Consider the following 22018-nt stretch of genomic DNA (forward strand, 5'->3'; position numbering starts at 1 on the left):
ACCCCGCCGGAAAGGCAGGGTTCCACATTATATCAGTCGCTGTTAAGCTTTACTTTTTTCTTTTTTGGGAGCCTTTTTCGCAGGATCTTCTTCTACCGCAGGGGTTTCTGCAACCGGCTCGGCAGCAACTTCCGTCTCACCTTCTGTTGCAACAAATGCTTCGGGCGTGTATTTCGAAAGCAGGTTGTACCAGGTAATGACTTTCTTGATGTCCGACACATACACCTTCGTGCGGTCGAAATCCGGAAGTACCTCAGCAAGAAACTCGATGAGTTCTTTATCTGATGAAGTTTTGACAGACAATGTAACCTCTTCGCCGTGGATCTCACGGATTTTCAGGAACACATCCGACAGGGCAACAGATTCTTCTGCACCGTCTGTAAAGATCGAAACGTCTTTCAGTACCGATACGCGAGCAGTCGGGCCGATCAGCGTTTTTTCACGTTTCTCGTCCAGGCTTTCCACGATCACGCCCGCACGGCTTGGTTTCAGAATGCGGAACAACCCTGGCTTGCCGGATACATTGGCTACTTCTTTCAACAAATCCATTCCTGTTGACTCTACTTTTTCACTCATCCTTTCTTACTATGTTTATATCTTGATGTTAATGTTGGATGCGGCAATCAATTTTTGCGCAAAATAACGGAAAGATTGCCGGGGAAACAACCGATATGCTACTTTGTCTTCACAAACGACTGATTATAAGTTTCTATTGTCGCCAGAATAGGCTCGCGGCCTTCATTTTTCTCTGCCGAGGTTACATACATTTCCGGCACTTCTTCCCACATTTCACCCATTTTTAGCTTGTAAGCCGCCACCTGGCTGGCTACCTGGCCCGGTTTGAGCTTATCAGCTTTGGTAAATATGATCTCGAACGGAATGCCCGCCTCGCCCAATGCTGCCATAAATTCCAGATCGACGGCCATCGCGCTGTGCCTGACGTCCACCAGCACGAAGGTGCAAATCAGGTTTTCGCGGTAATGCAGGTAATCATGGATCATCTTCTCCCACTTGTCGCGCTCGACTTTGCTCACTTTGGCATAACCATAACCGGGCAAATCGACCAGATACCACGTGTCGTCGATGATAAAATGGTTGATCATCTGCGTTTTTCCCGGCTGCTGCGAGGTTTTAGCCAACGCTTTTTTGCCTGTCAGCATGTTGATAAGCGACGATTTACCCACATTGGAGCGTCCGATAAATGCATATTCGGGAAGGATGGGCTCCGGGCACTTTTCGTAGTCGGAGTTACTCATCACATACTTGGCTTCCTGAACTTTCATGGTTTTCTGGCGTTAATAAAGTTGCGAAGTTACCCTTTTTTGAGATTCTTATCCGCAAAAGGTGCGAGATAGCCTTGCAGCCCACAATTGTGTAAAATAAAACAAAGGCGTATTTTCGTTATGGAATACTGAAATCAAAAATCATATTTAAAAAAATGAAAAATCTTAAAAATCTCGGGTTCGCGATCGTGGCGCTGATGCTGACCATGTCCGTGGCAATGGCCGGGGAAGGAGATAAAAAGGCGGCCGAAAAGGGCATCCAGTTCACCGAAGGCTCATGGTCTTCCCTGCTTAAAAAAGCTAAAAAAGAGAACAAACTGATCTTTCTGGACGCTTACACGACCTGGTGCGGGCCTTGCAAGCAGTTGCAAAAAAACGTTTTCACACGTGAGGACGTGGCCGGGGTTTTCAACGGAAATTTTATCAATGTAAAAATCGATATGGAAGCCGGTGAAGGACCCGCGCTCGCGAGGAAGTATCCGATCGAAGGCTATCCGACTCTGTTTTTTATCAATGGCAAAGGCAAGGTGGTGAAGCAGCTTCTGGGCTATCAGCAACCTCAGGACTTGATCAAAGCGGCCAAATCCGTACAAAAGGGCCCTGCTATTTAAATTATTAGTATAAAAAAGAAACCCCGCAGAATGCCTCTGCGGGGTTTTTATATTTTGTGTAAATCTTATTCGTAGTAGTTGGGAACGCGGTGGCCGCTGCTTTCGAGCAAACGGTCCTTGCGGAACAGTTGGACGTCGGCCGTAACCATGTCGTTCACCAGTGCTTTCAGATCGTATTTCGGTTTCCAGCCCAATTTCTCCATCGATTTCGTAGGATCGCCGATGAGCAATTCCACTTCGGTTGGACGGAAATAGCGCGGATCGACAGCCACTACTTCTTTGCCGATTTCTATCTTGAAATCAGGATTGTTGCATTTAGCCACTTTCGCGATTTCGTCGACGCCTTCACCGCTGAACTCGACTTCGATGCCAACTTCCGCAAATGCCATGCGCACGAACTCGCGGATACGCGTGGTGACGCCTGTTGCGATCACGAAATCTTCGGCTGTGTCTTGTTGTAGGATAAGCCACATCGCTTCCACGAAGTCTTTGGCATGGCCCCAGTCGCGTTGCGCGTCGAGGTTACCCAGGTACACTTTGTCCTGCAAGCCCAATGCGATACGTGCAACCGCGCGGGTGATCTTGCGCGTCACGAAAGTTTCGCCACGCAATGGCGACTCGTGGTTGAAAAGGATACCATTCACCGCGAACATATTATATGCCTCGCGATAGTTGACGGTGATCCAGTAACCGTACAGCTTCGCAACTGCGTAAGGCGAGCGCGGATAGAACGGCGTGCGCTCCGACTGCGGCACTTCCTGCACCAAACCGTACAGTTCGGAAGTGGAAGCCTGGTAGATTTTGGTTTTTTTGGTCAATCCCAGCAAACGTACTGCTTCCAGGATACGGAGCGTACCGATACCGTCGACATTGGCAGTGTATTCCGGTTCCTCGAAACTTACCTGCACGTGAGACATTGCTCCGAGGTTATATATTTCATCCGGCTGAACTTCCTGGATGATGCGGATAATGTTTGTAGAATCGCTCAGATCGCCGTAGTGAAGGTGAAAGCGCACGTTTTTCTCGTGCGGGTCCTCGTAAATATGGTCGATCCGCTGGGTATTGAACAACGAACTGCGGCGTTTGATACCATGCACTTCATATCCCTTGCTCAAAAGGAGCTCGGCCAAATAGGCACCATCCTGGCCGGTGATCCCTGTAATTAGCGCTTTCTTCATTCTGTTGGTAGTATGTATATGTGGATAATGTTATCCGGTTAAAAAGTAATTACATTAATTGTGGTCCGAAGCCGGGCTAACCATCAGGCTTCGTTTGATGTCCACCCTGTCGGCAAGGATTACCGCGGAAGCATATTGCTCGCGGATCAGGTCGAGGTATTGCTCTGCGTCGCTCCGGTACATGAAATCGCCCACTTTCACTCGGTAGGTCGGCTGGGTGTACGAAACGTAAGGGTTCAAATCCGGGAAAGCCTGGTAAACATAGGACTTCGCACCATCTGCTTCCTGCCGCACATTTCCTACGTAAATCTGGATCCTGAAACCATTGATGTAGCGGATGGACTTGTTCTGCTTCGACAGCGTATCCAGCACCGATTCCAGTTTTTTGTTGACATACAACGGCCTATCTACATCGGCTTTTGGAACGTTGCTGTTCTTAGCGGTTGTCGCCGGTTCCGCACGGGTCACGACGGCGGGTTCTACGTATTCATAGCGTGGCCGGACCGCCGAAAGATCTTCCTTGTACTCGGAACCGGAGCTCACTACCGACTTTTTGGCACAACCCGAAATCAAAATGATACCAAGATGCAGAGCCCATAAAAATTTCTTTTTTAGCGTCATATCCTGAACCATTGTAACTGAGCCCACAAACTTAATCAAAATTGGATGAATCACCATACCACTTAATTTTGAATGTAATACCTAACTTTACCCGGTTTATTCCCGATTTCAATGCTAATACAATCCAACGTTTCACTTCGTCATCTCAATACATTCGGGCTCGATGCCGATGCCAGGTATTTCGTAAATGTGCAGTCCGTCGACGAGTTAATAGCCGTTTTGCGTGATCCTGAATGGAAGGAAACGCCGAAATTCATTCTCGGCGGAGGCAGTAATATTTTACTCACAAAGGACATCGAAGCACTCGTGATCCATCCCGCTATCAAAGGTATTTCGATAGTTGAAGAAAATGAGGCAACGGTCGTGCTCGAAGCGGGTGCGGGCGAGGTTTGGCACGATTTCGTGATGCATTGTGTCGGTAAAGGCTATGGTGGTGTGGAAAACCTGTCGCTCATTCCCGGAACGGTGGGCGCGGCGCCGATGCAGAATATTGGGGCGTATGGTGTGGAGATTAAAAGTGTGATCGAGTCGGTAGAGGCTGTCGATATTGAAAATGGCAAAAAACGCATTTTCAATAATTCAGAATGTGAATTTGGGTATCGCGAGAGTGTGTTCAAAAAAGCATTGAAGCACAAATACGTGATCACGGGCACCACTTTTAAGCTTAGCAAGAAACCTATTTTGAATGCTGCTTATGGAGATGTCCAGAAGACATTGCAGGAAATGGGTACCGAAAATCCGACGATCCGCGACGTTAGCGAGGCCATCATGCAAATCCGCCGCAGCAAGCTGCCCGACCCTGCTGAAATTGGGAATGCGGGAAGTTTTTTCAAAAACCCTGAAATACCGGTTGCTCAGTTTACACGTTTGCGGGAAACCTTTCCGGAGGTACCCGGTTATCCGGTGGATGCCGAAACGGTGAAAGTGCCGGCCGGCTGGCTGATCGAAAGGGCGGGCTGGAAGGGTTACCGCGAGGGCGAGATTGGCGTCCATGCGCGCCAGGCGCTGGTGCTCGTCAATTATGGTGGCGGTACGGGGGCGCAGATCAAAGCATTATCAGAAAAAATTCAGGAATCCGTGGCCGGGAAGTTCGGGATCCGGCTCAACGCAGAAGTCAATTTTATTTAGAACCATGCACCGCAAAAAGTTATACACCTCATTTGCCCTGCTCGCAATATTTGTCATTGTTTTTTTTCTGAAAGAGCGGTTTACCGTGGACCCGTACCAGGACGAACACCATTACCTGCCCACGGCAGTGCTGTTCAGTACCGAACCGGTTCCCTCGCTGCATTTACTCCAAACCTACAACGAGCTGAATACGCCCATCCCTTTCATTCTAGGCGGCTGGGTGCTGCGGGTTTTCGGAAAGGATATTCAAAATCTCCGCCTGCTGACGGCTTTCACGAGTTTTGCATTGCTAATGCTCTTTGTTTGGTTCAGCCCCGAACGCACGAAGCGTTTCTGGCTCTGCCTGGGCGGTTTATTGATTTTTCCGAACTATTACCTCATCAGCGTTTACTATTACACCGATATTTTCGCGATGGTATTCACGCTCGGCGGTGTGATCGCCTATTTGCGTAAATGGCATTGGGTGGGCTTCCTGTCGCTGGCGGCAGCTGTTTGTTGCCGGCAATACATGCTGGCATTTCCTGCGGCTATTCTGGCGTACGAGGTGTTCAAAAATGTAAAATGGAGTACTAATCCTGTGATTTTGGTGAAAAGCGTGTTCTCCGATCCGGGTTGGGTCTGGTACGCGCTGGCGGTTCTGGCCATTGTCCCCTGGGTGGTAATCTGGCACGGACCTGCGCCCGCCTCGGTCATGGCCAACCAGCATTATGATTCGGATAAACTGGTAAACTATAATTTCGGCTATTTAATGTACGCCTCTGCGGTGGTGGCGGTGTATTATATTATTCCTGAAACATTGGTGACGCGCCGTTTTTCACACTTTTTAGAATATCCGCGCAAGCATCCGATCATGTTCGCCGGTTTTCTGGCGGTAATTGCCGTGATTGTCGCCTTTTTCCCTGCCAAACAGGCTCATAATCCCTATTTCACATGGCCATACCTGGGTTATGTGGATGAATTGTTGATGAAGACAGGTATCAGCGGATTACTGAAACAACTGATTTTCGGGTTGCTGATGCTCGTTACGCTCGTCCGTTTCATATCTCCGCGGTTCACCCTTGCGACGTGGGTTTTTCTGCTGAATATCCTGCTGCTGGGTAAGGCACAGCTATCGTGGGATAAATATTCCCTGCCGATGATCATGGTATTATGGTTCCTGGCTATGTATGACGAACATTGGCTGCCCGCCGCGTCACGTACCGAAAACAAACCGGAGACATTAAATGTAAAATATTAAAGATATATTTATAACCGGGCATCGATGTGCCATTCGCCTACTGTCATTGATTCCGGGGCGAAGTATTTCCAGTAGCCATCAGAAACAGCGTCTTAATGAAATGAACTTTACACACTCAAAACTTTTCCTGCTTTCCTTTCTTTTCTGTTGTACAACAGGTAGTGCCATTGCACAGCGTTTTTTTTCCGTGGTTTTCGATAAACTGCCGCGCGATATGCAATTGTATGCGCGTGCCGACGATAATCTGGCCGAGGTACCTATTTCCGGTGTCATCGAGCTGGCGGGGTGGGACCATATGTCGGTGGTTACGTTCAGGAACAATGTACGGGTCGGATACCAGAAGTCGGCGATCAACTACGGGGGAAAGACGACCGGTACATTCTCGATGAAGCCCAAAATCAAGGCGGAAATGGCGGATTACTCCGTGGAAGTATATGCCTGTCATGCAACAGATTCCGCACTGATCGTGCGGCGCAACGAGCTTGTGGGGGGAGATTTTTATGTGATCAGTGGACAGTCTAATGCGGCCGCTACTGTTTTTGGCGCGTGGTCAAGCAAATATGCGCGTACCATTGCCCGCACGCCCGATCAGACCCCGGCTATTTTACCTGGCGACACCCTTTGGACTGTCGCCGCGTGGTCGTGGACCTACGTAGGCGCCTGGGGCCTTGAAATGCAGAAGGAGATTTTGGAGCGCGATAGCATTCCTACCTGTGTGATCAATGGATCGTTACCCGGGGCAAAACTGACCGAATTTCTGAATAGCCGCCGCTCCAACGACTCTTCGAGCATTAGCTCACTTTACGGCAGTTTGCGTAAAAGGGTGAACGTTGCCAGCCCTTCCCGTATCAGGGCGTTCATCTGGATGCACGGTGAACAGGAGGTGTTCGAAAACATCCCTAACTATGCCACCGAGTACGACCAGTTGCAGAAATTTTGGGTACGTGACTATCCTCAGGTCGAACAATTTGTAGTTGTACAATCGAATCTGATTATTCTCAGAAACGACAATCCGAACCCGGTAGGAGGCTCAGTGCGTGATTTTCTGAGGAGAACTAAATACATCTATCCCAAAACAGATCATTTTGCAGCTATTGGAACACCCGATTATGACGGCGTGCATTATCACAGGTCGGGTTACGAAGAATTTGGCCGCCGGATGTACCGCTTCTTTGCGCCCCGCGTTTACGGGTCGAAGGATTCGGACAATGTCAGGAGCCCGGATATCAAAAAAGCATTTTATACCAATGCGGAGAAAAAGGAGATTACACTGGTCTTTGAAGAAGGCCAGGAGCTGAAATGGCCCGCCGATTCAACCATCAAAGGGCAGGATGGCAAGCCGCTGGTGTTGAGCCTGAAAAACTTCTTTTTCCTTGACGGCGACGAAAAGAAAGCTGCTTTCTCGGCCGGAAAGGCGGCAGGCAACCAAGTTACGTTGACGCTCAAAGAGCCGTCCAATGCAACAAAGTTGAGCTACTTACCCACGTTTTATCCAGATAACCTCCCATTGCAATGGCCATTTGAACAAAATATTGGCATTTACGCGGGGCCTTATCTGTTGAACAAGCGTGGGCTGGGCGCATTTTCTTTTGATAAAGTAGGGATCGGCGTGCTGCTGCCCAGTGTAAAACTCTCGACCAACCGTACCTATAATTCGGTGATACTGACCTGGCCTGCGGTAGAAACTGCCACCAGCTACGTGCTGCAACGCAAAAAATCCGATTCCGCTCCTTACGAGGTTGTGAAACAACTCGACGGGCAGTCGCTATCCTTTGAAGACCGCGATATCCAACTGAATGCGACCTATACTTACCGGATTCAGGCATTCAACGACATTTCACAGTCGGGCTACGCAACCGTAACCGTTGACCTCAGCCTAATTCTCGGCAACGAAATCGGTGCCAGGAACATGCTCTGGCAACTGTTCCCGAACCCCACCGATCGCGTGTTGCGGGTCGAGTTCAAGAATGCGGCTACGGGTACCATGGCCGTCTTGAATGCGAAAGGGCAGATCCTGCACCGAAAAGCCCTGAAAGCCTCCAAAGGTGAAGAAATCAATGTCGCCAACTGGCCAACCGGCACATACCTGCTGAATTTTGAAAACCAGGATGGCGTGCGGACTGCCCAGCAGTTTATCAAACGTTAGGTATGTCGGGGACCTCCGGCGAGCTGCGGCACTATGTAGAGGGTTTTTACTTACGGACGATCAGCTGCCCAGTCCGTAGCGTACAATGCAGTACAGCGCGCGAAAACCATCTTTCCAGTTGATTTTCTTGCCTTCTTCGTAAGTGCGGCCGTAGTAGGAGACGCCGACTTCGTAAATGCGGATTTTTGGTACTTTGGAGATTTTGGCTGTCACCTCGGGCTCGAAGCCGAAGCGGTTTTCTACCAGTTTGAGGTTTTTGAGAATGTCGGCGCGGAAGAGCTTGTAGCATGTTTCCATATCCGTCAGGTTGAGGTTGGTAAACATGTTGCTCAGGAACGTCAGGAACTTGTTTCCTATCGTGTGCCAGAAAAAAAGGATGCGGTGCGGTCTTCCACCCATGAAGCGGGAGCCATACACCACATCCGCATATCCTTCGATAACCGGTTTTAGCAATATATTGAATTCCTGGGGGTCGTATTCAAGATCGGCATCCTGAACGATAATGTAGTCGCCCGTTGCACGGCGTATACCCGTATGCAATGCGGCCCCTTTCCCCTGGTTATATTCATGCCGGAAGTAAGCCACTTCCAGCTCGGGATTCTCTTCTATAAATCTTTTGGCAACCGCCTCCGTATTGTCGGCAGAACAGTCATTCACGATTACGATCTCCTTCTGAAAATTGCCTATCAGGTCAACGGATTTGAGTTTATCCAGCACATTTCGGATTGTCTTTTCTTCATTGTAAGCAGGAACGATAACCGATAATTTCATCAGGGAAAAATAAGAGTGTGACTGTTTAAGAGTGAATCTTTATTGTTTCGGGGTTATTTGTTATTCAAAACACAATGAAGCTGCTCCCAGCAGTCCGGCGTCGTTAGCGAGCGTTGCGCGTTTGATAGTAACGGTTTTCAGGTAATAGGGCGTCAGCCAGTACTTGAAACGGTCGTTAATAGCCGGCAAAATAAACTCAAATGAGGCAGAAATACCACCGCCGATCAAAATTGTTGTGATATCCAGGATACGGATCATCGACACGAGGCCTTCACCGAGCAGGTAACCCATTTCGTGGAAAACGTCTTTGGCAAGTTCGTCGCCTGCGGATGCAGCCGCTACCAGGCCGGTCGTTGAAATAGTGCCGTCGGAAGGAAGTTGGGTAGTGCCGGTGTAAGCCGCGCGCATGGCATTGGCCATATCCAGCAGTTCTTTTTTACCGATGTTGCGTTCGAGGACCTTTCCGTTTTTGGAAGGAACGTGGCCTGGCTCCATGGCATTACCGCCACCGCCTTTGAATACCTTTTTATCGATAATCGCCGCGCCGCCGATGCCGGTCCCCAGGGTTACGAAAATATAGTCTTCCGGAAGTTTGTCTTCGCCAAAATAGTATTCGCCCAAAGCCGCCGCATTCGCGTCGTTTTCCAGGTAAAAATCATGCTGCGGGAACCTTGCTTTCAAATCCGGAACAATGGTGATCCCGTCGATTTCGGGGATTGCCGTGATTTCGATCAGCGTGGTCCTATCGCGGGAAATGAGTCCCGGGACACCAATCCCTACTTTTTTGACTTCGGGATATTCAACGAGTTGGAGTGCAATTGCATCACCTAGTCTGTCTATAAAATGCCCGGAGCTGCGCCAGCTGGCAGTATCGTGACTGTAAAAATTCGAGATCCTTCCATCCGTAGCGTCAACGATCCCCATTTTTACGTTAGTACCGCCCACGTCTATACCGAGGTATTGTTCCATGAAATGAAAATATGGGTTTAATAAATAATTTTAAAAATGTGGCAATTTAGTAAAATTGCTCTATTGTTCACTCATTAATCCAAATCTCCCAGCTGCGGGCGGATCAAAATTTCTTCGACAACTGCCCTGGAAGACAATGCATAGACAGACCAGATTGATTCGGCGACGTCCCTGGAATCCATGAAACGCTCTTCCGGAAGATCGGTGCCTTTCCAGCTATCGGTGTACGTCGCGCCCGGGAGAATGGCCGTTACACGCACATTATACGGCTTCATTTCTTCACGCAAAACCTTGGTCATCCCGTACAATGCAAACTTCGAAATGCAGTACGAGCCGCCATTCGGGTAGGCGATAATGCTGGCTGTGGAGCAAATGGTAAAGATATGGCCCTTTTTGAGCTCCATCATGCCGGGAAGCAACCCGCGTGTGAGATGATAGGCGCTGTACAGGTTGGTCTCCATGGTTTTTTCCAGCGTGCCCTCCGTTTCGTTATGAACCTGCCCGGGGATAAATACGCCGGTATTGTTGATAAGTACCTGCGGCGGTGTATTATGTTGGTGGATAAACGCGATGAAAGCATCTACCTCTGCCCGCACCGAGAGGTCAGCCGTTAAATAAGTCAGTTTTGATTGGGGAAAACTTTCGCTGAATGTTTGTTGCAGTTCGAGCAGGTCGCTCTCGTTTCTTGCGCAGGTAATTACATCAAAGCCTTGTGCCAAAAATTTTTCTATCGCTGCCCTTCCGATCCCTTTTGTTCCACCGGTTACAACCGCTAATGGATTCATTTTTCTGATTGCTTCTTTTTTTGCCTAATTTTCCCGAAAATATTGAATACAATTAAGATATCATGTCTGTAATCGGTAAATACTTCATTTTTTTAGGGACGCTGTTCGGGAAGGGCGAAAAATTATCGGTTTACTGGCGGAGGTTGATGGAGGAATGCGTGGGCATCGGCGTGAGTTCGATATTCATCGTCGCGATCGTCTCCACGTTCATCGGCGCCGTGTCTTGTATTCAAACTGCCTATAACCTGGTCAGCCCCATTATCCCTATTTCCACCGTAGCGCTCATCGTCCGCGACATGGAGATCCTGGAACTTGCGCCTACCATTACCTGTATCGTACTCGCCGGTAAAGTGGGTTCCAATATCGCCAGTGAGCTCGGAACCATGCGCATTACCGAACAGATCGACGCATTGGAAGTAATGGGCATCAATTCATCGTCCTATCTGGTACTTCCAAAGGTCCTGGCGGCGATGTTGACATTCCCGATGCTCGTTATTTTCTCCGCATTTCTCGGCATTATGGGCGGTTATCTGGCGGGGACGCTAACCGGTGTGATTACCGAACGCGATTATTTATACGGTATCCGCGACTCGTTCGTGCCTTACAACATATTTTTTATGTGTGTAAAACCATTCGTTTTCGGCTTTCTCATCGCGTCAATTTCTTCTTTCAAGGGATTTTTTACTTCGGGCGGCGCGTTGGAGGTGGGTAGGGCAAGCACGCAGGCCGTGACCAACAGCTGTATTTCAATTCTCATCGCGGATTACCTGCTCGCACAGCTGCTTTTGTAAGCGCTCTCAACCGGACACAAAATGATTGAAATCAATAATATCTCCAAGGCATTCAACGGTAAGGCAGTTTTAAAAGGCATTTCGGCCCAGTTCCAGAAAGGGGAGACAAACCTGATCATCGGAGGGAGTGGTACCGGTAAAAGCGTATTGCTGAAATGCATGATTGGGCTCGTGAAACCCGACCAGGGTAATGTGCTCTACAACGGTCGAAACTTTTACAATTGCGATAAGGAAACCCAACAATCGATCCGCCGCGAAATGGGCGTGCTGTTTCAGGGTGGGGCATTGTTTGATTCCAAAACAGTAGAGGAAAACGTGCGCTTCCCGCTCGATATGCTTACGGCACAATCGGCGGAGGAAAAACGGGAGCGTGTGGCATTCTGCCTGCAAAGGGTAGGGCTGGAAGCGGCCGCAAAACGGATGCCGTCGGAGATCAGCGGCGGCATGAAAAAGCGTGTCGGGATCGCCCGTGCCATTGTGATGAACCCTGCCTACCTTTTCTGCGACGAACCCAACTCCGGCCTCGATCCGCTGACATCGGTGAAGATCGATGAGCTGATCAAGGAGATCACCGAAGAATATCAGATCACCACCATCATTATTACCCACGACATGAACTCGGTGATGGAAATCGGGCAGAATATCATGTTCCTCTATCAGGGAGATAAACTTTGGGAAGGGATCAATTCGGAGATTACAAAAACCACCGTTCCCGAACTGAAGGAATTCCTTTTTTCCAATAAGTTATTGCGGGAAATGCAGGAATAGCATCCCGTAACTATTACGACGTTCTGCGCCGTAGCGCCGGAATGTTCTTTCTTTCCAGCAGGAAAACAATTACCCCAAAGATCGCGAGCACACCCATGTGCACAGGTACGGAAATCCAGAGATCCGGGATTTTGACGAGCGAAGAAGCGTAGATGAGCAATGCACCGCCGCCCATGTAGCCTATTGCGGAAGCAATATCGTACGGCACTGGGTAATACTTTTGCCCAAAATAATAGCAGAGCGAAAGCATCATGAAGCCCGAAAGCGCGAATGCGATTGCAAAGCCCATATACCCGATTTGCGGCACAAGCACAAAGCTGGTAACAATGGTAATCCCTGCTCCCGAGAGCGTGAGCCACGTGCCATATTGTGTTTTATCGGTCAACTTGAACCACGTTGCCAGATTGTAGTATACGCCCAGGAACAAATAGCCCGCTAATAACCAGGGTACCACGGCCAGTCCCTCGTGGTAGATCTTCTTTTTCAGGAACAATTCCGCGAACAAGTCGAGGTTCAGGCAAATGCCTACCCACATGAGCACGCACACGATGATGAAATACTTCGTAACCTTCGCAAAAACAGGCGGTGCATTCTTGTCCTCGCCTTTCGAAAAGAAAAATGGCTCAGCAGCATATTTGAAGGCCTGGATCGCCAGGTTCATGAAGATAGAGAGCTTGTAGCACTGCACGTAAATACCGATGGCGGTTTCGTTGCTGCGGCCGGGGTAGAAGCCCTCGGGCAGCAGGAACTGAATAAATGCCCGGTCGAAAAGCATATTCAGGACACCGCCGATATTCATCACCATGACCGGGAAGGCGTAAACCCACACAGGTTTGAAAAGATCGGTACTGAATACGAAGCGGAAATCGGCGAACTCCTTCCGCAGCATCCAGAAGAATGCAAGGTTGGCGATGAGGTTTGCGAGAACGATGTAATCGGGCGCGTGGAGTGGGTCGTAAAAGAGATTGACGGCCGGTTGCAGGAATGCAAGGTATTTCCCTGCGTAAATGTCGCGGCAAACCAGCAGGAAGAACAGGTTCAGGAAAATGTTGATGAGGATGTTGATAACCCTAATGATCACGAACTTTTTGCCTTTGCCTTCCAGCCGCAGCCTTGCAAACGGGATCGAAACAATGCCGTCGGTAGCCATGATGATAGCGAACATCCTTACGATGGACGTCGATTCGGGGTATTTGATCACCTCCGCGATCGGCCCTGCGAACAGGAACATGAAGGTGGAACCGACAAGGCTGACCACGATAACCGCGCTCAATATAAGGTCGTAATATTGCTTCCGGTTCTTCTCCTCGCGTGCAAAACGGAAGAATGCCGTTTCCATCCCGAAAGTGTAGAGTACGAGTGCCAGGCCGGCGTAGGCGAAGAGTTGCCCTTGTGCGGCGATTTGCTGAGGCTCAAAAAGCTTGGTATGCAGTGCGACCAGCAGGTAGTTCAAAAAGCGGCCCAGCATGGTGCTGATGCCGTAAGTGGCGGTTTCACTGGCCAGTTTTTTCAGTACGCTCATTCAATGCGGGATTTTCCTCCGCAAATATAGGTGAGTAACTGCCAATAAAAGGAAAGGCCCTTCCCGTTTCGTGGGAAGGGCCTTCTGTTTTTTATCGTCAACCCCGGACATCGGAGATGATACTGTCGACCACGCGCTCGATCCGCTTCCATCCTTCATCGGTTTGAAGGTCTACGTCAAGCATTTTTTCACGATAATCAGAGGAGATGGTCAAAAAATAAATGCCTGCTGAAATGAATGCGATCAACGCGCTGGTGTCATTGTAATAGGGCAGGTCGCCTATTTTGCTCAGGATACGCGTCGCAATCTGGTTGCGGGCATCTGAAAGCATCGACTTTCCGGTTCCGATTTCCCAGCGGAGCAGGTCGCGCGTAGCCTTACGCTGGCGCAGATCGTTCGTGAAAGTGTGCATGAGGGACGTGAGAGCTTTGTTCCGATCTTCCGGTGTCAGTTCCGGGATGCTGTCAATGTAATCGGTGCTGAGGGTTGACGTGTATTCTCCCGACCTGACATATTGTTCCATGAGGCCGTCTACGCTTTCAAAGTATCTGTAAATCAGTACTTTGTTGACTCCTGCGGTGCGGGCGATCAGATTGACGCCCACCTTTTCGGTGCCATGTTGTTCAATTACTTCGCCAACCGCCTTGAGTATTTTACTCTTCGTGCGCTCGCGATCACGCTTTTTAACTTTTTCTACTTTCATATGGGTGCTGTTTAGGTTAAAACATAGTAAATGTAACATTTCATATCCAAATTTTATAGCAGAAAAGTTACATTAAGTAACCAAATTTTTAAAATAGTTTCCTTAATGTCACCGTAAAGTCGCAAAAGGATGGAAATGCTATTAAAAGGTCTTTTCACTTCCGAAATTTGGAAGAATTCTAAGGATAGGAGGGGGATTGGATGGAAATAAAAAAGAGCTCATTGAAAAATGAGCTCTTCGATTACTGTTGGCCGACAAGGACTCGAACCCTGAATAAGACAACCAAAATGTCCTGTGTTACCATTACACCATCGGCCAAAACCGTAAACAGTGGTGCAAAAGTAATGTTAGTCGGGTAACGTGTCAAGTATTTCAGTAAAAAAAATTAAATACTTTTTAGCTCAACATTGCTAGCGATCTTTTTTACAAGGCCTTGCAAAACTTTGCCTGGTCCCGATTCAATAAAAATTTCCGCGCCGTCGGCCACCATTTGCTCGACAGACTGCGTCCATCTTACCGGGGCAGTGAGCTGGGAGATCAGATTTTCCTTGATAACGGCTACTTCTGTGGCTGGCTTTGCATTCACATTCTGATAAACCGGACAAATCGGCTGCTCGAATTGTGCCGCATGGATAGCCGCTGCGAGCTCCTCCCGGGCAGGCTCCATCAAGGGCGAGTGGAATGCGCCTCCAACGGGCAGCACTAATGCACGTTTGGCCCCGGCAGCCTTCAACAACTCGTTGGCGCGTTCAACGCCTTCGATCGTCCCCGAGATCACCACCTGTCCCGGGCAGTTGTAGTTCGCCGGTACAACAATCTCGTCGGTAATGCCGGCGCAGATCTCTTCGATCACATTGTCGGCAAGGCCGAGAATCGCAGCCATCGTAGAAGGGCGGATCTCGCAAGCTTTCTGCATGGCTGCGGCACGTTTTGCCACGAGAGACAGGCCGTCTTCGAAGGAAAGTGCGCCGGCGGCAACCAATGCCGAGAATTCACCGAGCGAATGGCCCGCTACCATATTGGGAGAGAAGTCCGGGGATATCTTCGCCAGGATCACCGAGTGGATAAATATCGCAGGTTGAGTAACATTGGTTTGTTTCAGCTCCTCGTCGGTGCCTTCGAACATGATCTTTGTAATTTCGAAACCGAGGATTTCATTGGCTTTTTCAAATAATGCCTTGGCGGAATCGGAGCTCTGGTAAAGGTCCAGACCCATTCCTTTGAACTGCGAGCCCTGACCAGGGAAAACATATGCCGTTTTCATATGGATGATTTATGGTTATTCATGCTGAAACAAAAAGCCCGGTACAAAAACCGGGCTACAAAGGAAATACTTGAATGTGAAAGAAAAAAGGCAACGCCGGTCGCCTTTTTTCAAACCCGAATGGATATTATCTGAGAAGCTGCACCCAGCCTTTCATGGAAACAGGTGTGCTTTGTTTTTTGGACGATTCGAAATAGATCGTTACTTCATAATAATATTGTCCCGCCGCCAGCTCTTTTCCGCCGTTGGTTTTACCGTCCCAGTTGATATTCACATCTTTCGTAGAAAATACTTGGGCACCCCAACGGTTGAAAACCTTGAATTCCAGCGATTGCACGAACGCAGGGCATTCATAGGGTTGGAATGTGTCGTTTTTGTTGTCGCCGTTTGGTGTAAATACGTTTGGCAAAACATACATCGGGCAGTTATCGCGGCAAACGGTGTTGCTAGGCGCGCTCTCGCTGCCAAAGCGGTTGACGGCCGTGACGTAATAGCAGCCTGCAAAAGAGGCGAGCCCCTGGTGGTCAAATGTGGTTTGCAGCGGCGAAGGAGGAGTGGTCACGGTGGCGATCAGGGTCGGGGAGTCACCTTCATATCTTGCATAATATACCCTGTAAGCAGTCACGAGCGGGTCACATTCGCGGCCATCCAGTTCTTTCGGGTACTCCCATGACAGATGGTTGGTAAAACCGGCCGAGGTACAAAATGCTTCCGGATGCGCCCTTAGAGAGTCGCAATTGAGCGGATCGAGGCTAAGCACCGGCGGGCAAGGTTTGGTGGTATCCGACGATGAAATACAGAGTATCTGCGAGAAATTGTATAAAACAGATGGTTTAATCTGGCTGTTGTTGTACGAACCGACCGTTTCAACTTTATAGCAATAGGTCGAATCCTTCACGATGGTCACATTAACCGTTCCATCCGCCGCATATTTATCGGTACCGTCATCGACAAAAGTGAATGTCTGTGGCCCTTGCACGGATACTTCCGCGATGCGGTTGAATGTTCCTGGCTTTCTTTTGTCCTCGCGGTACACCCGGTGTACACGGTTACTATTATCCCAGGGTACGAGGGCGGTCCATTTAAGGCCTACCTGGTTGGACTGCGCAGCGGCTTGTTCGAGCCTGACCGAGCTAGCGGTTTCAGTTTCGTCGAATTTGGTGAGCTGGCCACCTTGGGTAGTGTAGTATTCGAGTTTGTAATTGTATGCATTCGCCTCGGTATTCAGGTTTCTGTCCACAAAAAGGGTATCAGGAGCTCCTGGTGTGAGGTTGGTGTTAATGGTTGCGATCGGTGTGAATGCGGTGCCATTCTGTCCGGAAGCCCTGAACAGGCGATATTGAGCCGGTAATCCTGCCGCAGCTGCTGGTTTAATCCATTTAACAGTGATAACACCCTTGGTAGTGCTGGTAGAATCGACGGTTACATTGGTGATTACCGGCATAACCAACGGAAGGTTCAGGCAAGCCTCCGCCGAAGCAAGACTTTCGCCGCCACCGATCAGATAGCCAGGGTCGCCAGGTTTTGCGCCGGGCCTTGGGAACATCACCACAATGCGGTAGGAGTATGAAACACCCGGGCGGAGGCCTTCGCCGCCATTGTTATCGAGGAATGTAGTCTGGTTTACATCCACCCTTCCGATTTCCTGGTAACCCGAACCGGCAGGAATACCTGGGCTGCAGACATCTTCGGGAAGGTCGGTACATTTCTCCGCACGGTAAATAGCGATTTTAGCACCTGCTGTCTGGCATTTGTAAGCATCCCAGTTGAGGCGGTAAGCAGTTCCGGTTGGGTCATTCACGGCAGTTGTCTTCAAGCCCGTCGGTTTCGGCCCGTATACTTTAATATTCACGGTGGTCATATCGACAAGCTTTCGGAAAAGCGCCGGGTTGGGGACCGCCGGACCAGGGGCATCTTCCACTTTGAAAAGAACATCGTAAGGTTCCAGGCGAATATGCGCGCAGGAAGTCTGCCACGTGAAAAGACCGGTAATAGTACTCTGAGCGCCCTGCTGCGCGACGGTAAATTTGGCAATGGCGGGTGGAATGAGCGAAGCTTCGTAAACACCGCCCGACGAGGTAAGTGTCAGCTTGTCGCCATTCTTGTCGGTAGCCGTAATCGGCTGGTTGATCAGCGTTCCGGCCTCGACGCAAATATCTGGTATCGGCTGAATCACCGGCCGGTCGTTGCGCGCATCCTCTACGATGATCTGCATATCGCGGACGATCTGGCCTATGATCGCGCCGTCGCGCCACTCCTCAACGACAAATGCAACGTTATAGTAGCCCTTGGTAACGGGAGCGTCCCAGATCAGGTCGCCGGTGACCCTGTTCATGCTGAAAGTGGCGGGTGATGCGCCGGCCTCCGTGCTTCCGGGAGGCGTTACCATATTCGGGTCTTTGTATTGCAAATTGATCCCCGAGCCATTTACACCGCTTCTTTGTGGCACAAACATCCGGTAGGCAAGACTATCGCCGTCCGCATCGAATGCACCGGGGTTATGAATGTACCGCTGCCCTACCGCTGCCACGTCGATCGGCGCATTGAGCAGCACCGGCGTCTGGTTTTGTCCGAAGCTGGAACTGATTTCCAGGATGGTGCTGACGTAAAAGTTCAGGTTTTGTGTCGGCGGGGGGCCGATATTCAATACGTTGTTGTTACGGTTGTCCTCTTCGAAGGAAATGCGGTATTGACCCGCGCTGCGAAATGTATAGGTGATCGTATAAGTATTGCGGGTAGTGTTATTTCCAATGTTTGGTATGGGTTGTAAGCGGGGTGCTTCAATCACATCCAGGTTGGAGCTGGGGCCTGAAATGACCGGTCCAATTGTGAAAAACACGCTGTTCTGGGCATTAGCGGCACCTTCGCCATTTTGCATATCAAAATAGGCGGTTAGCGTAATCTCGTAGGTATGGCGATCGGAACCCACAGGACTGATCCTTTTTGCAGTGATCTCGCCCGCGCGTATGTGTGTGGCCATGGCCTGGAATCCGTTACAGAGTAAGGCCAGGAAGAAAAAGTATAGTGGGATTCGTAAAGCAGAGCGCATAAATCTGTGTCGAGCTAATAATGATAGGGAGGTAACGGCAGGCACCATATCTCCTGTCAGGTACGTTAAATCAACGAAAATTCAAGTAAAAATGTGTGCTTTGGGAATGAATATAATATGTCGGTTTGTAAACTTACAAAACAACTTTATAAATCATATATGAATTATAACAAAGTCCCAAAGCAGCACAAATAGCGCTCTGATGTGATTTTGCATTGCTATCTCAGCAATTGTACCCAACCTTTCATGCTCGTCTCTACACCTTCTTTTTTAAATGACTCAAAATTGATAGTTACTTCATAATAGTATTGTCCTGCCGCCAGCTCTTTGCCGCCGTTGGTTTTGCCATCCCAGTTAATGTTGACATCCCTGGTCGAGAAGACCTCGGCGCCCCAACGATTGAAGGTCCTGAATTCCAGTGATTGTACAAATGCCGGACATTCAAGTGGCTGGAATGTATCATTTTTGTTGTCGCCATTGGGGGTAAATACGTTCGGCAGCACGTACATCGGGCAGTTGTCCCGGCAGGTGGTGTTGCTGGGCGCGCTTTCGCTTCCGAAGCGGTTCACGGCCGTAACATAATAACAACCCGCGAAAGACGCCAGGCCTTCATGGTCGAAAGCGGTTTTCAGCGGCGACGGCGGTGTGGTTACTGTGGCGATCAAAGTCGGGGCATCGCCTTCATATCTTGCATAATACACCCTGTAAGCGTTTATCAGCGGGTCGCAATCGCGGCCATCGGCTTGTTTGGGGTATGTCCAGCTCAGGTGATTGGTAAACCCGGTGGTAGTACAAAAAGCTTCGGGATGTTGTCTGAGCGAATCGCAATTCAGCGGGTCGAGGGTAAGTACCGGTGGGCACGGCCTGATGGTATCCGACGACGACACGCAAAGAATTTGCGAGAAGTTGTAGAGTACCGACGGCTTGATCTGGCTGTTGTTGTATGAACCCACCGTTTCTACTTTATAACAATAGGTAGAGTCTTTCACAATGGTCACATTGACTGTGCCGTCGGCCGCATATTTATCCGTGCCATCATCCAGATAGCTGAATATCTGCGTTGCTCCGACAGCCACTTCGGCAATGCGGTTAAATGTTCCCGGTTTTGTTTTATCCTCGCGGTAAACCCGGTGAATGCGGTTGCTATTGTCCCAGGGCACGAGGGCTGTCCATTTCAACCCGATCTGATCGGGCTGCGCAGCGGCCTGTTCGAGCCTGACCGAACTGGCAGTTTCCGACTCGTCGAACCTGGTAAGCTGGCCGTTTTGGGTGGTATAATATTCGAGCTTATAGTTGTAGGCGTTGGCTTCGGTATTCAGGTTTCTGTCTACAAAAATGGTGTCGGCAGCCCCGGGTGTGAGGTTGGTATTAATGGTTGCGATTTGCGTGAATGCAGTGCCGCTTTGTCCTGTGGCTCTGAACAGCCGGTATTGAGCCGGCAACCCCGCCGCTGCCGCAGGCCTCATCCACTTAACAGTGATAACTCCTTTGGTCGTGCTGGTAGAGTCAACCGTAACATTAGTGATGACCGGCCTTATGACTGGTAAATTAAGACAAAACTCCGCCGACGCGACGCTCTCGCCGCCGCCAAACAGATAGCCCGGTTCGCCGGGGCTCGCGCCGGGCCTTGGGAACAATACCACAATGCGGTAAGAATAAGAAACCCCCGGGCGTAGGCCTTCGCCTCCATTGTTATCCAGGAAGGTAGTCTGGTTCACATCCACCCGCCCGATTTCTTCATAGTCCGAGCCAGCCGGGATCCCTGTGATACAAACATCCTCGGGGATATCGGTGCAGTGGTCGGCTCGGTAAATGACGATTTTGGCGCCTGTTACCTGACATTTGTAGGCGTCCCAGTTGAGGCGGTAAGCCGGCCCGGAAGGGTCGGTCACGGGAGTGCCTCTCAAGCCGGTGGGTTTTGGCCCGTATACCCGGATATTCAAGGTCGTCATATCAACCAGCTTGCGGAAAAGGGACGGGTTTGGGTATCCGGGAGGCGCGGCGTCCTCCACTTTGAAAAGTACATTATAAGGCTCCAATCGGATATGGTCGCAGGATGTCTGCCAGGTGAATGTCCCGGTGACGCTGCTCTGTGCGCCCTGATTGGCCACGGCGAAACTGGCTATTGCTGGTTTAATAAGCGTGGCATCATACAGCCCGCTGACGGACGTCAGGTTGAGTTTGTCCCCGTTTTTATCCGTAGCATTTACTTTCTGATTGATCAACGTCCCGGCTTCGACACAAATGTCCTGCAATGGAGGTATTACCGGCCGGTCGTTGCGGGCATCATCGACGATGATCTGCATATCGCGGACGATCTGCCCGATGAGTGCTCCATCGCGCCATTCTTCCACGATGAATGCGATATTATAATAACCCTTCGTGACCGGGGCGTCCCAGATAATGTCGCCGGTAATGCGGTTGATGCCGAATGTCGCCGGCGAAGCGCCCGTCTCCGTCTGGCCGGGCGGGGTGGTCAGGTTAGGGGCTTCGTATCCGAGGTTAACGCCCGCTCCGTTGGTGCCGCCCTGCTGCGGGACGTACATGCGATAGGCAATGCTATCGCCATCGGCATCGAATGCCGCGGGATTATGAATGTAACGCTGGCCCACAGCCGCGATATCAATAGGCGCGTTGCGCAGGACCGGTGTACGGTTCAAACCGAAGGCGGCATTAATTTCTAATGTAGTGCTTACGTAAAAATTAAGTGCCCGGGTAGGTTTGGGGCTGAGGTTCAGAATGTTGTCGTTGCGGGCATCCACCTCCATTGAGATGCGGTAGGCACCCACGCCGCGAAAAGTGTAAATGGCGATGTATGTGTTTTGTGTTGTGTTGTTGCCGATATCGACAAAGGGAAGAATCCTGGGTGCTTCAATGAAGTCAGGCGTCCCGGTTCCCGCCGCATTGTTGATGGTGAAAATGACCGAATTCTGCCGGTCGGCGGCGTCCTTCCCTCCTATGATATCGAAATATCCGGTTAGTTTGATTTCGTAAGTAGGCGTTGTGAGCGATAGCCTTCTGGCTGTGATTTCCCCGGCCCGGAAGTGTGTCGCAAAAACCTGGCCAAGCGATAATGTCAGCATCAGAATAAGAAGCAGAATCCTGGGAGATAGAGATCTGGGCATGGGGCGGTTCGTTAGTCGTCCGGGTTGTAACAACTCAACGAAACACTGGTTTGAAAATGTGTGCTAA

18 protein-coding genes and 1 tRNA gene are annotated in these 22018 nt (G+C 49.9%); 6 read left to right on the top strand and 13 right to left on the bottom strand.

Translation table 11 applies throughout. The features are described 5' to 3' along the window. Positions 1-42: 42 nt before the first annotated feature. Both ACTJJJ_RS30560 and yihA read right to left on the bottom strand, forming a co-directional pair. Positions 43-576 (bottom strand): DUF5606 family protein, encoded by a 534-nt coding sequence (locus ACTJJJ_RS30560; RefSeq protein ID WP_440703798.1) that lies wholly within the window; start codon positions 574-576, stop codon positions 43-45. A 98-nt stretch (positions 577-674) separates the two neighbouring features. Next, the gene (gene yihA / locus ACTJJJ_RS30565) at positions 675-1283 is read right to left on the bottom strand and encodes a ribosome biogenesis GTP-binding protein YihA/YsxC (protein ID WP_188939103.1); all 609 of its coding nucleotides are present in this window, start codon (positions 1281-1283) and stop codon (positions 675-677) included. A gap of 155 nt (positions 1284-1438) precedes the next feature. Between yihA and ACTJJJ_RS30570 the strand changes: the two genes are divergently transcribed. Continuing rightward, complete coding sequence (locus ACTJJJ_RS30570) at positions 1439-1894, top strand: thioredoxin family protein (protein WP_188939102.1); 456 nt, start codon at positions 1439-1441, stop codon at positions 1892-1894. Between the two features lie 65 nt (positions 1895-1959). Here ACTJJJ_RS30570 and gmd read toward each other — a convergent pair whose 3' ends face one another. Together gmd and ACTJJJ_RS30580 are read right to left on the bottom strand one after the other, a co-directional pair. Beyond that, positions 1960-3072, bottom strand: coding sequence for a GDP-mannose 4,6-dehydratase (gene gmd / locus ACTJJJ_RS30575; protein ID WP_188939101.1), 1113 nt, complete (start codon positions 3070-3072; stop codon positions 1960-1962). A gap of 54 nt (positions 3073-3126) precedes the next feature. Then, complete coding sequence (locus tag ACTJJJ_RS30580) at positions 3127-3693, bottom strand: SPOR domain-containing protein (protein ID WP_426292506.1); 567 nt, start codon at positions 3691-3693, stop codon at positions 3127-3129. A gap of 111 nt (positions 3694-3804) precedes the next feature. Here ACTJJJ_RS30580 and murB point away from each other — a divergent pair, with 111 nt between their 5' ends. The 3 genes from murB to ACTJJJ_RS30595 all read left to right on the top strand — a co-directional run bounded on the left by murB (position 3805) and on the right by ACTJJJ_RS30595 (position 8204). Further along, positions 3805-4821, top strand: a complete 1017-nt coding sequence (gene murB, locus ACTJJJ_RS30585; protein ID WP_440703799.1) for a UDP-N-acetylmuramate dehydrogenase — start codon at positions 3805-3807, stop codon at positions 4819-4821. A 4-nt stretch (positions 4822-4825) separates the two neighbouring features. Continuing rightward, the gene (locus ACTJJJ_RS30590; RefSeq protein ID WP_440703800.1) at positions 4826-6058 is read left to right on the top strand and encodes a hypothetical protein; all 1233 of its coding nucleotides are present in this window, start codon (positions 4826-4828) and stop codon (positions 6056-6058) included. A 100-nt stretch (positions 6059-6158) separates the two neighbouring features. Further along, positions 6159-8204: a T9SS type A sorting domain-containing protein gene (locus ACTJJJ_RS30595; protein WP_440703801.1), complete on the top strand. Its 2046-nt coding sequence runs from the start codon at positions 6159-6161 to the stop codon at positions 8202-8204. 60 nt (positions 8205-8264) lie between these two features. Here ACTJJJ_RS30595 and ACTJJJ_RS30600 read toward each other — a convergent pair whose 3' ends face one another. The 3 genes from ACTJJJ_RS30600 to ACTJJJ_RS30610 all read right to left on the bottom strand — a co-directional run bounded on the left by ACTJJJ_RS30600 (position 8265) and on the right by ACTJJJ_RS30610 (position 10729). Beyond that, a complete protein-coding gene (locus tag ACTJJJ_RS30600; RefSeq protein ID WP_188939096.1) occupies positions 8265-8975 on the bottom strand; it encodes a glycosyltransferase family 2 protein in 711 nt (236 codons plus the stop codon). A gap of 60 nt (positions 8976-9035) precedes the next feature. Continuing rightward, complete coding sequence (locus ACTJJJ_RS30605; RefSeq protein ID WP_426292509.1) at positions 9036-9944, bottom strand: ROK family protein; 909 nt, start codon at positions 9942-9944, stop codon at positions 9036-9038. Between the two features lie 74 nt (positions 9945-10018). After that, entirely contained in the window at positions 10019-10729 is a 711-nt protein-coding gene (locus tag ACTJJJ_RS30610) for an SDR family oxidoreductase (protein WP_440703802.1), read from the bottom strand. Positions 10730-10791: 62 nt separating this feature from the next. Between ACTJJJ_RS30610 and ACTJJJ_RS30615 the strand changes: the two genes are divergently transcribed. After that, positions 10792-11520 (top strand): MlaE family ABC transporter permease, encoded by a 729-nt coding sequence (locus ACTJJJ_RS30615; RefSeq protein WP_188939093.1) that lies wholly within the window; start codon positions 10792-10794, stop codon positions 11518-11520. Between the two features lie 21 nt (positions 11521-11541). Then, complete coding sequence (locus ACTJJJ_RS30620) at positions 11542-12288, top strand: ABC transporter ATP-binding protein (RefSeq protein WP_188939092.1); 747 nt, start codon at positions 11542-11544, stop codon at positions 12286-12288. A 13-nt stretch (positions 12289-12301) separates the two neighbouring features. Here ACTJJJ_RS30620 and ACTJJJ_RS30625 read toward each other — a convergent pair whose 3' ends face one another. From ACTJJJ_RS30625 to ACTJJJ_RS30650, 6 genes are all read right to left on the bottom strand, one after another. After that, complete coding sequence (locus tag ACTJJJ_RS30625; protein WP_188939091.1) at positions 12302-13810, bottom strand: lipopolysaccharide biosynthesis protein; 1509 nt, start codon at positions 13808-13810, stop codon at positions 12302-12304. A 97-nt stretch (positions 13811-13907) separates the two neighbouring features. Further along, entirely contained in the window at positions 13908-14513 is a 606-nt protein-coding gene (locus ACTJJJ_RS30630; protein WP_188939090.1) for a TetR/AcrR family transcriptional regulator, read from the bottom strand. Positions 14514-14760: 247 nt separating this feature from the next. Further along, positions 14761-14831, bottom strand: a tRNA-Gln gene (locus ACTJJJ_RS30635). Between the two features lie 67 nt (positions 14832-14898). Beyond that, the gene (fabD, locus tag ACTJJJ_RS30640; protein ID WP_342084556.1) at positions 14899-15777 is read right to left on the bottom strand and encodes an ACP S-malonyltransferase; all 879 of its coding nucleotides are present in this window, start codon (positions 15775-15777) and stop codon (positions 14899-14901) included. A 127-nt stretch (positions 15778-15904) separates the two neighbouring features. Next, positions 15905-18757 carry a gliding motility-associated C-terminal domain-containing protein gene (locus tag ACTJJJ_RS30645; RefSeq protein WP_440703803.1) on the bottom strand — a complete coding sequence of 951 codons (2853 nt, stop codon included), beginning with the start codon at positions 18755-18757 and terminating at the stop codon, positions 15905-15907. A 287-nt stretch (positions 18758-19044) separates the two neighbouring features. Beyond that, a complete protein-coding gene (locus tag ACTJJJ_RS30650) occupies positions 19045-21951 on the bottom strand; it encodes a gliding motility-associated C-terminal domain-containing protein (protein WP_440703804.1) in 2907 nt (968 codons plus the stop codon). Positions 21952-22018 lie beyond the last annotated feature (67 nt).

Origin of the sequence: Dyadobacter sp. 22481 (genome assembly GCF_052044875.1) — a bacterium.
In the GTDB taxonomy this organism is placed as follows: domain Bacteria; phylum Bacteroidota; class Bacteroidia; order Cytophagales; family Spirosomataceae; genus Dyadobacter; species Dyadobacter endophyticus.

Coding starts and splice junctions, on each gene's coding strand:
- ACTJJJ_RS30570 (WP_188939102.1), top strand. CDS start 1,439: ATGAAAAATCTTAAAAATCTCGGGTTCGCGATCGTGGCGCTGATGCTG.
- ACTJJJ_RS30620 (WP_188939092.1), top strand. CDS start 11,542: ATGATTGAAATCAATAATATCTCCAAGGCATTCAACGGTAAGGCAGTT.
- ACTJJJ_RS30645 (WP_440703803.1), bottom strand. CDS start 18,757: ATGGCCACACACATACGCGCGGGCGAGATCACTGCAAAAAGGATCAGT.
- ACTJJJ_RS30580 (WP_426292506.1), bottom strand. CDS start 3,693: ATGACGCTAAAAAAGAAATTTTTATGGGCTCTGCATCTTGGTATCATT.
- ACTJJJ_RS30590 (WP_440703800.1), top strand. CDS start 4,826: ATGCACCGCAAAAAGTTATACACCTCATTTGCCCTGCTCGCAATATTT.
- ACTJJJ_RS30615 (WP_188939093.1), top strand. CDS start 10,792: ATGTCTGTAATCGGTAAATACTTCATTTTTTTAGGGACGCTGTTCGGG.
- ACTJJJ_RS30630 (WP_188939090.1), bottom strand. CDS start 14,513: ATGAAAGTAGAAAAAGTTAAAAAGCGTGATCGCGAGCGCACGAAGAGT.
- ACTJJJ_RS30605 (WP_426292509.1), bottom strand. CDS start 9,944: ATGGAACAATACCTCGGTATAGACGTGGGCGGTACTAACGTAAAAATG.
- ACTJJJ_RS30650 (WP_440703804.1), bottom strand. CDS start 21,951: ATGCCCAGATCTCTATCTCCCAGGATTCTGCTTCTTATTCTGATGCTG.
- yihA (WP_188939103.1), bottom strand. CDS start 1,283: ATGAAAGTTCAGGAAGCCAAGTATGTGATGAGTAACTCCGACTACGAA.
- ACTJJJ_RS30625 (WP_188939091.1), bottom strand. CDS start 13,810: ATGAGCGTACTGAAAAAACTGGCCAGTGAAACCGCCACTTACGGCATC.
- ACTJJJ_RS30610 (WP_440703802.1), bottom strand. CDS start 10,729: ATGAATCCATTAGCGGTTGTAACCGGTGGAACAAAAGGGATCGGAAGG.
- ACTJJJ_RS30595 (WP_440703801.1), top strand. CDS start 6,159: ATGAACTTTACACACTCAAAACTTTTCCTGCTTTCCTTTCTTTTCTGT.
- fabD (WP_342084556.1), bottom strand. CDS start 15,777: ATGAAAACGGCATATGTTTTCCCTGGTCAGGGCTCGCAGTTCAAAGGA.
- gmd (WP_188939101.1), bottom strand. CDS start 3,072: ATGAAGAAAGCGCTAATTACAGGGATCACCGGCCAGGATGGTGCCTAT.
- murB (WP_440703799.1), top strand. CDS start 3,805: ATGCTAATACAATCCAACGTTTCACTTCGTCATCTCAATACATTCGGG.
- ACTJJJ_RS30600 (WP_188939096.1), bottom strand. CDS start 8,975: ATGAAATTATCGGTTATCGTTCCTGCTTACAATGAAGAAAAGACAATC.
- ACTJJJ_RS30560 (WP_440703798.1), bottom strand. CDS start 576: ATGAGTGAAAAAGTAGAGTCAACAGGAATGGATTTGTTGAAAGAAGTA.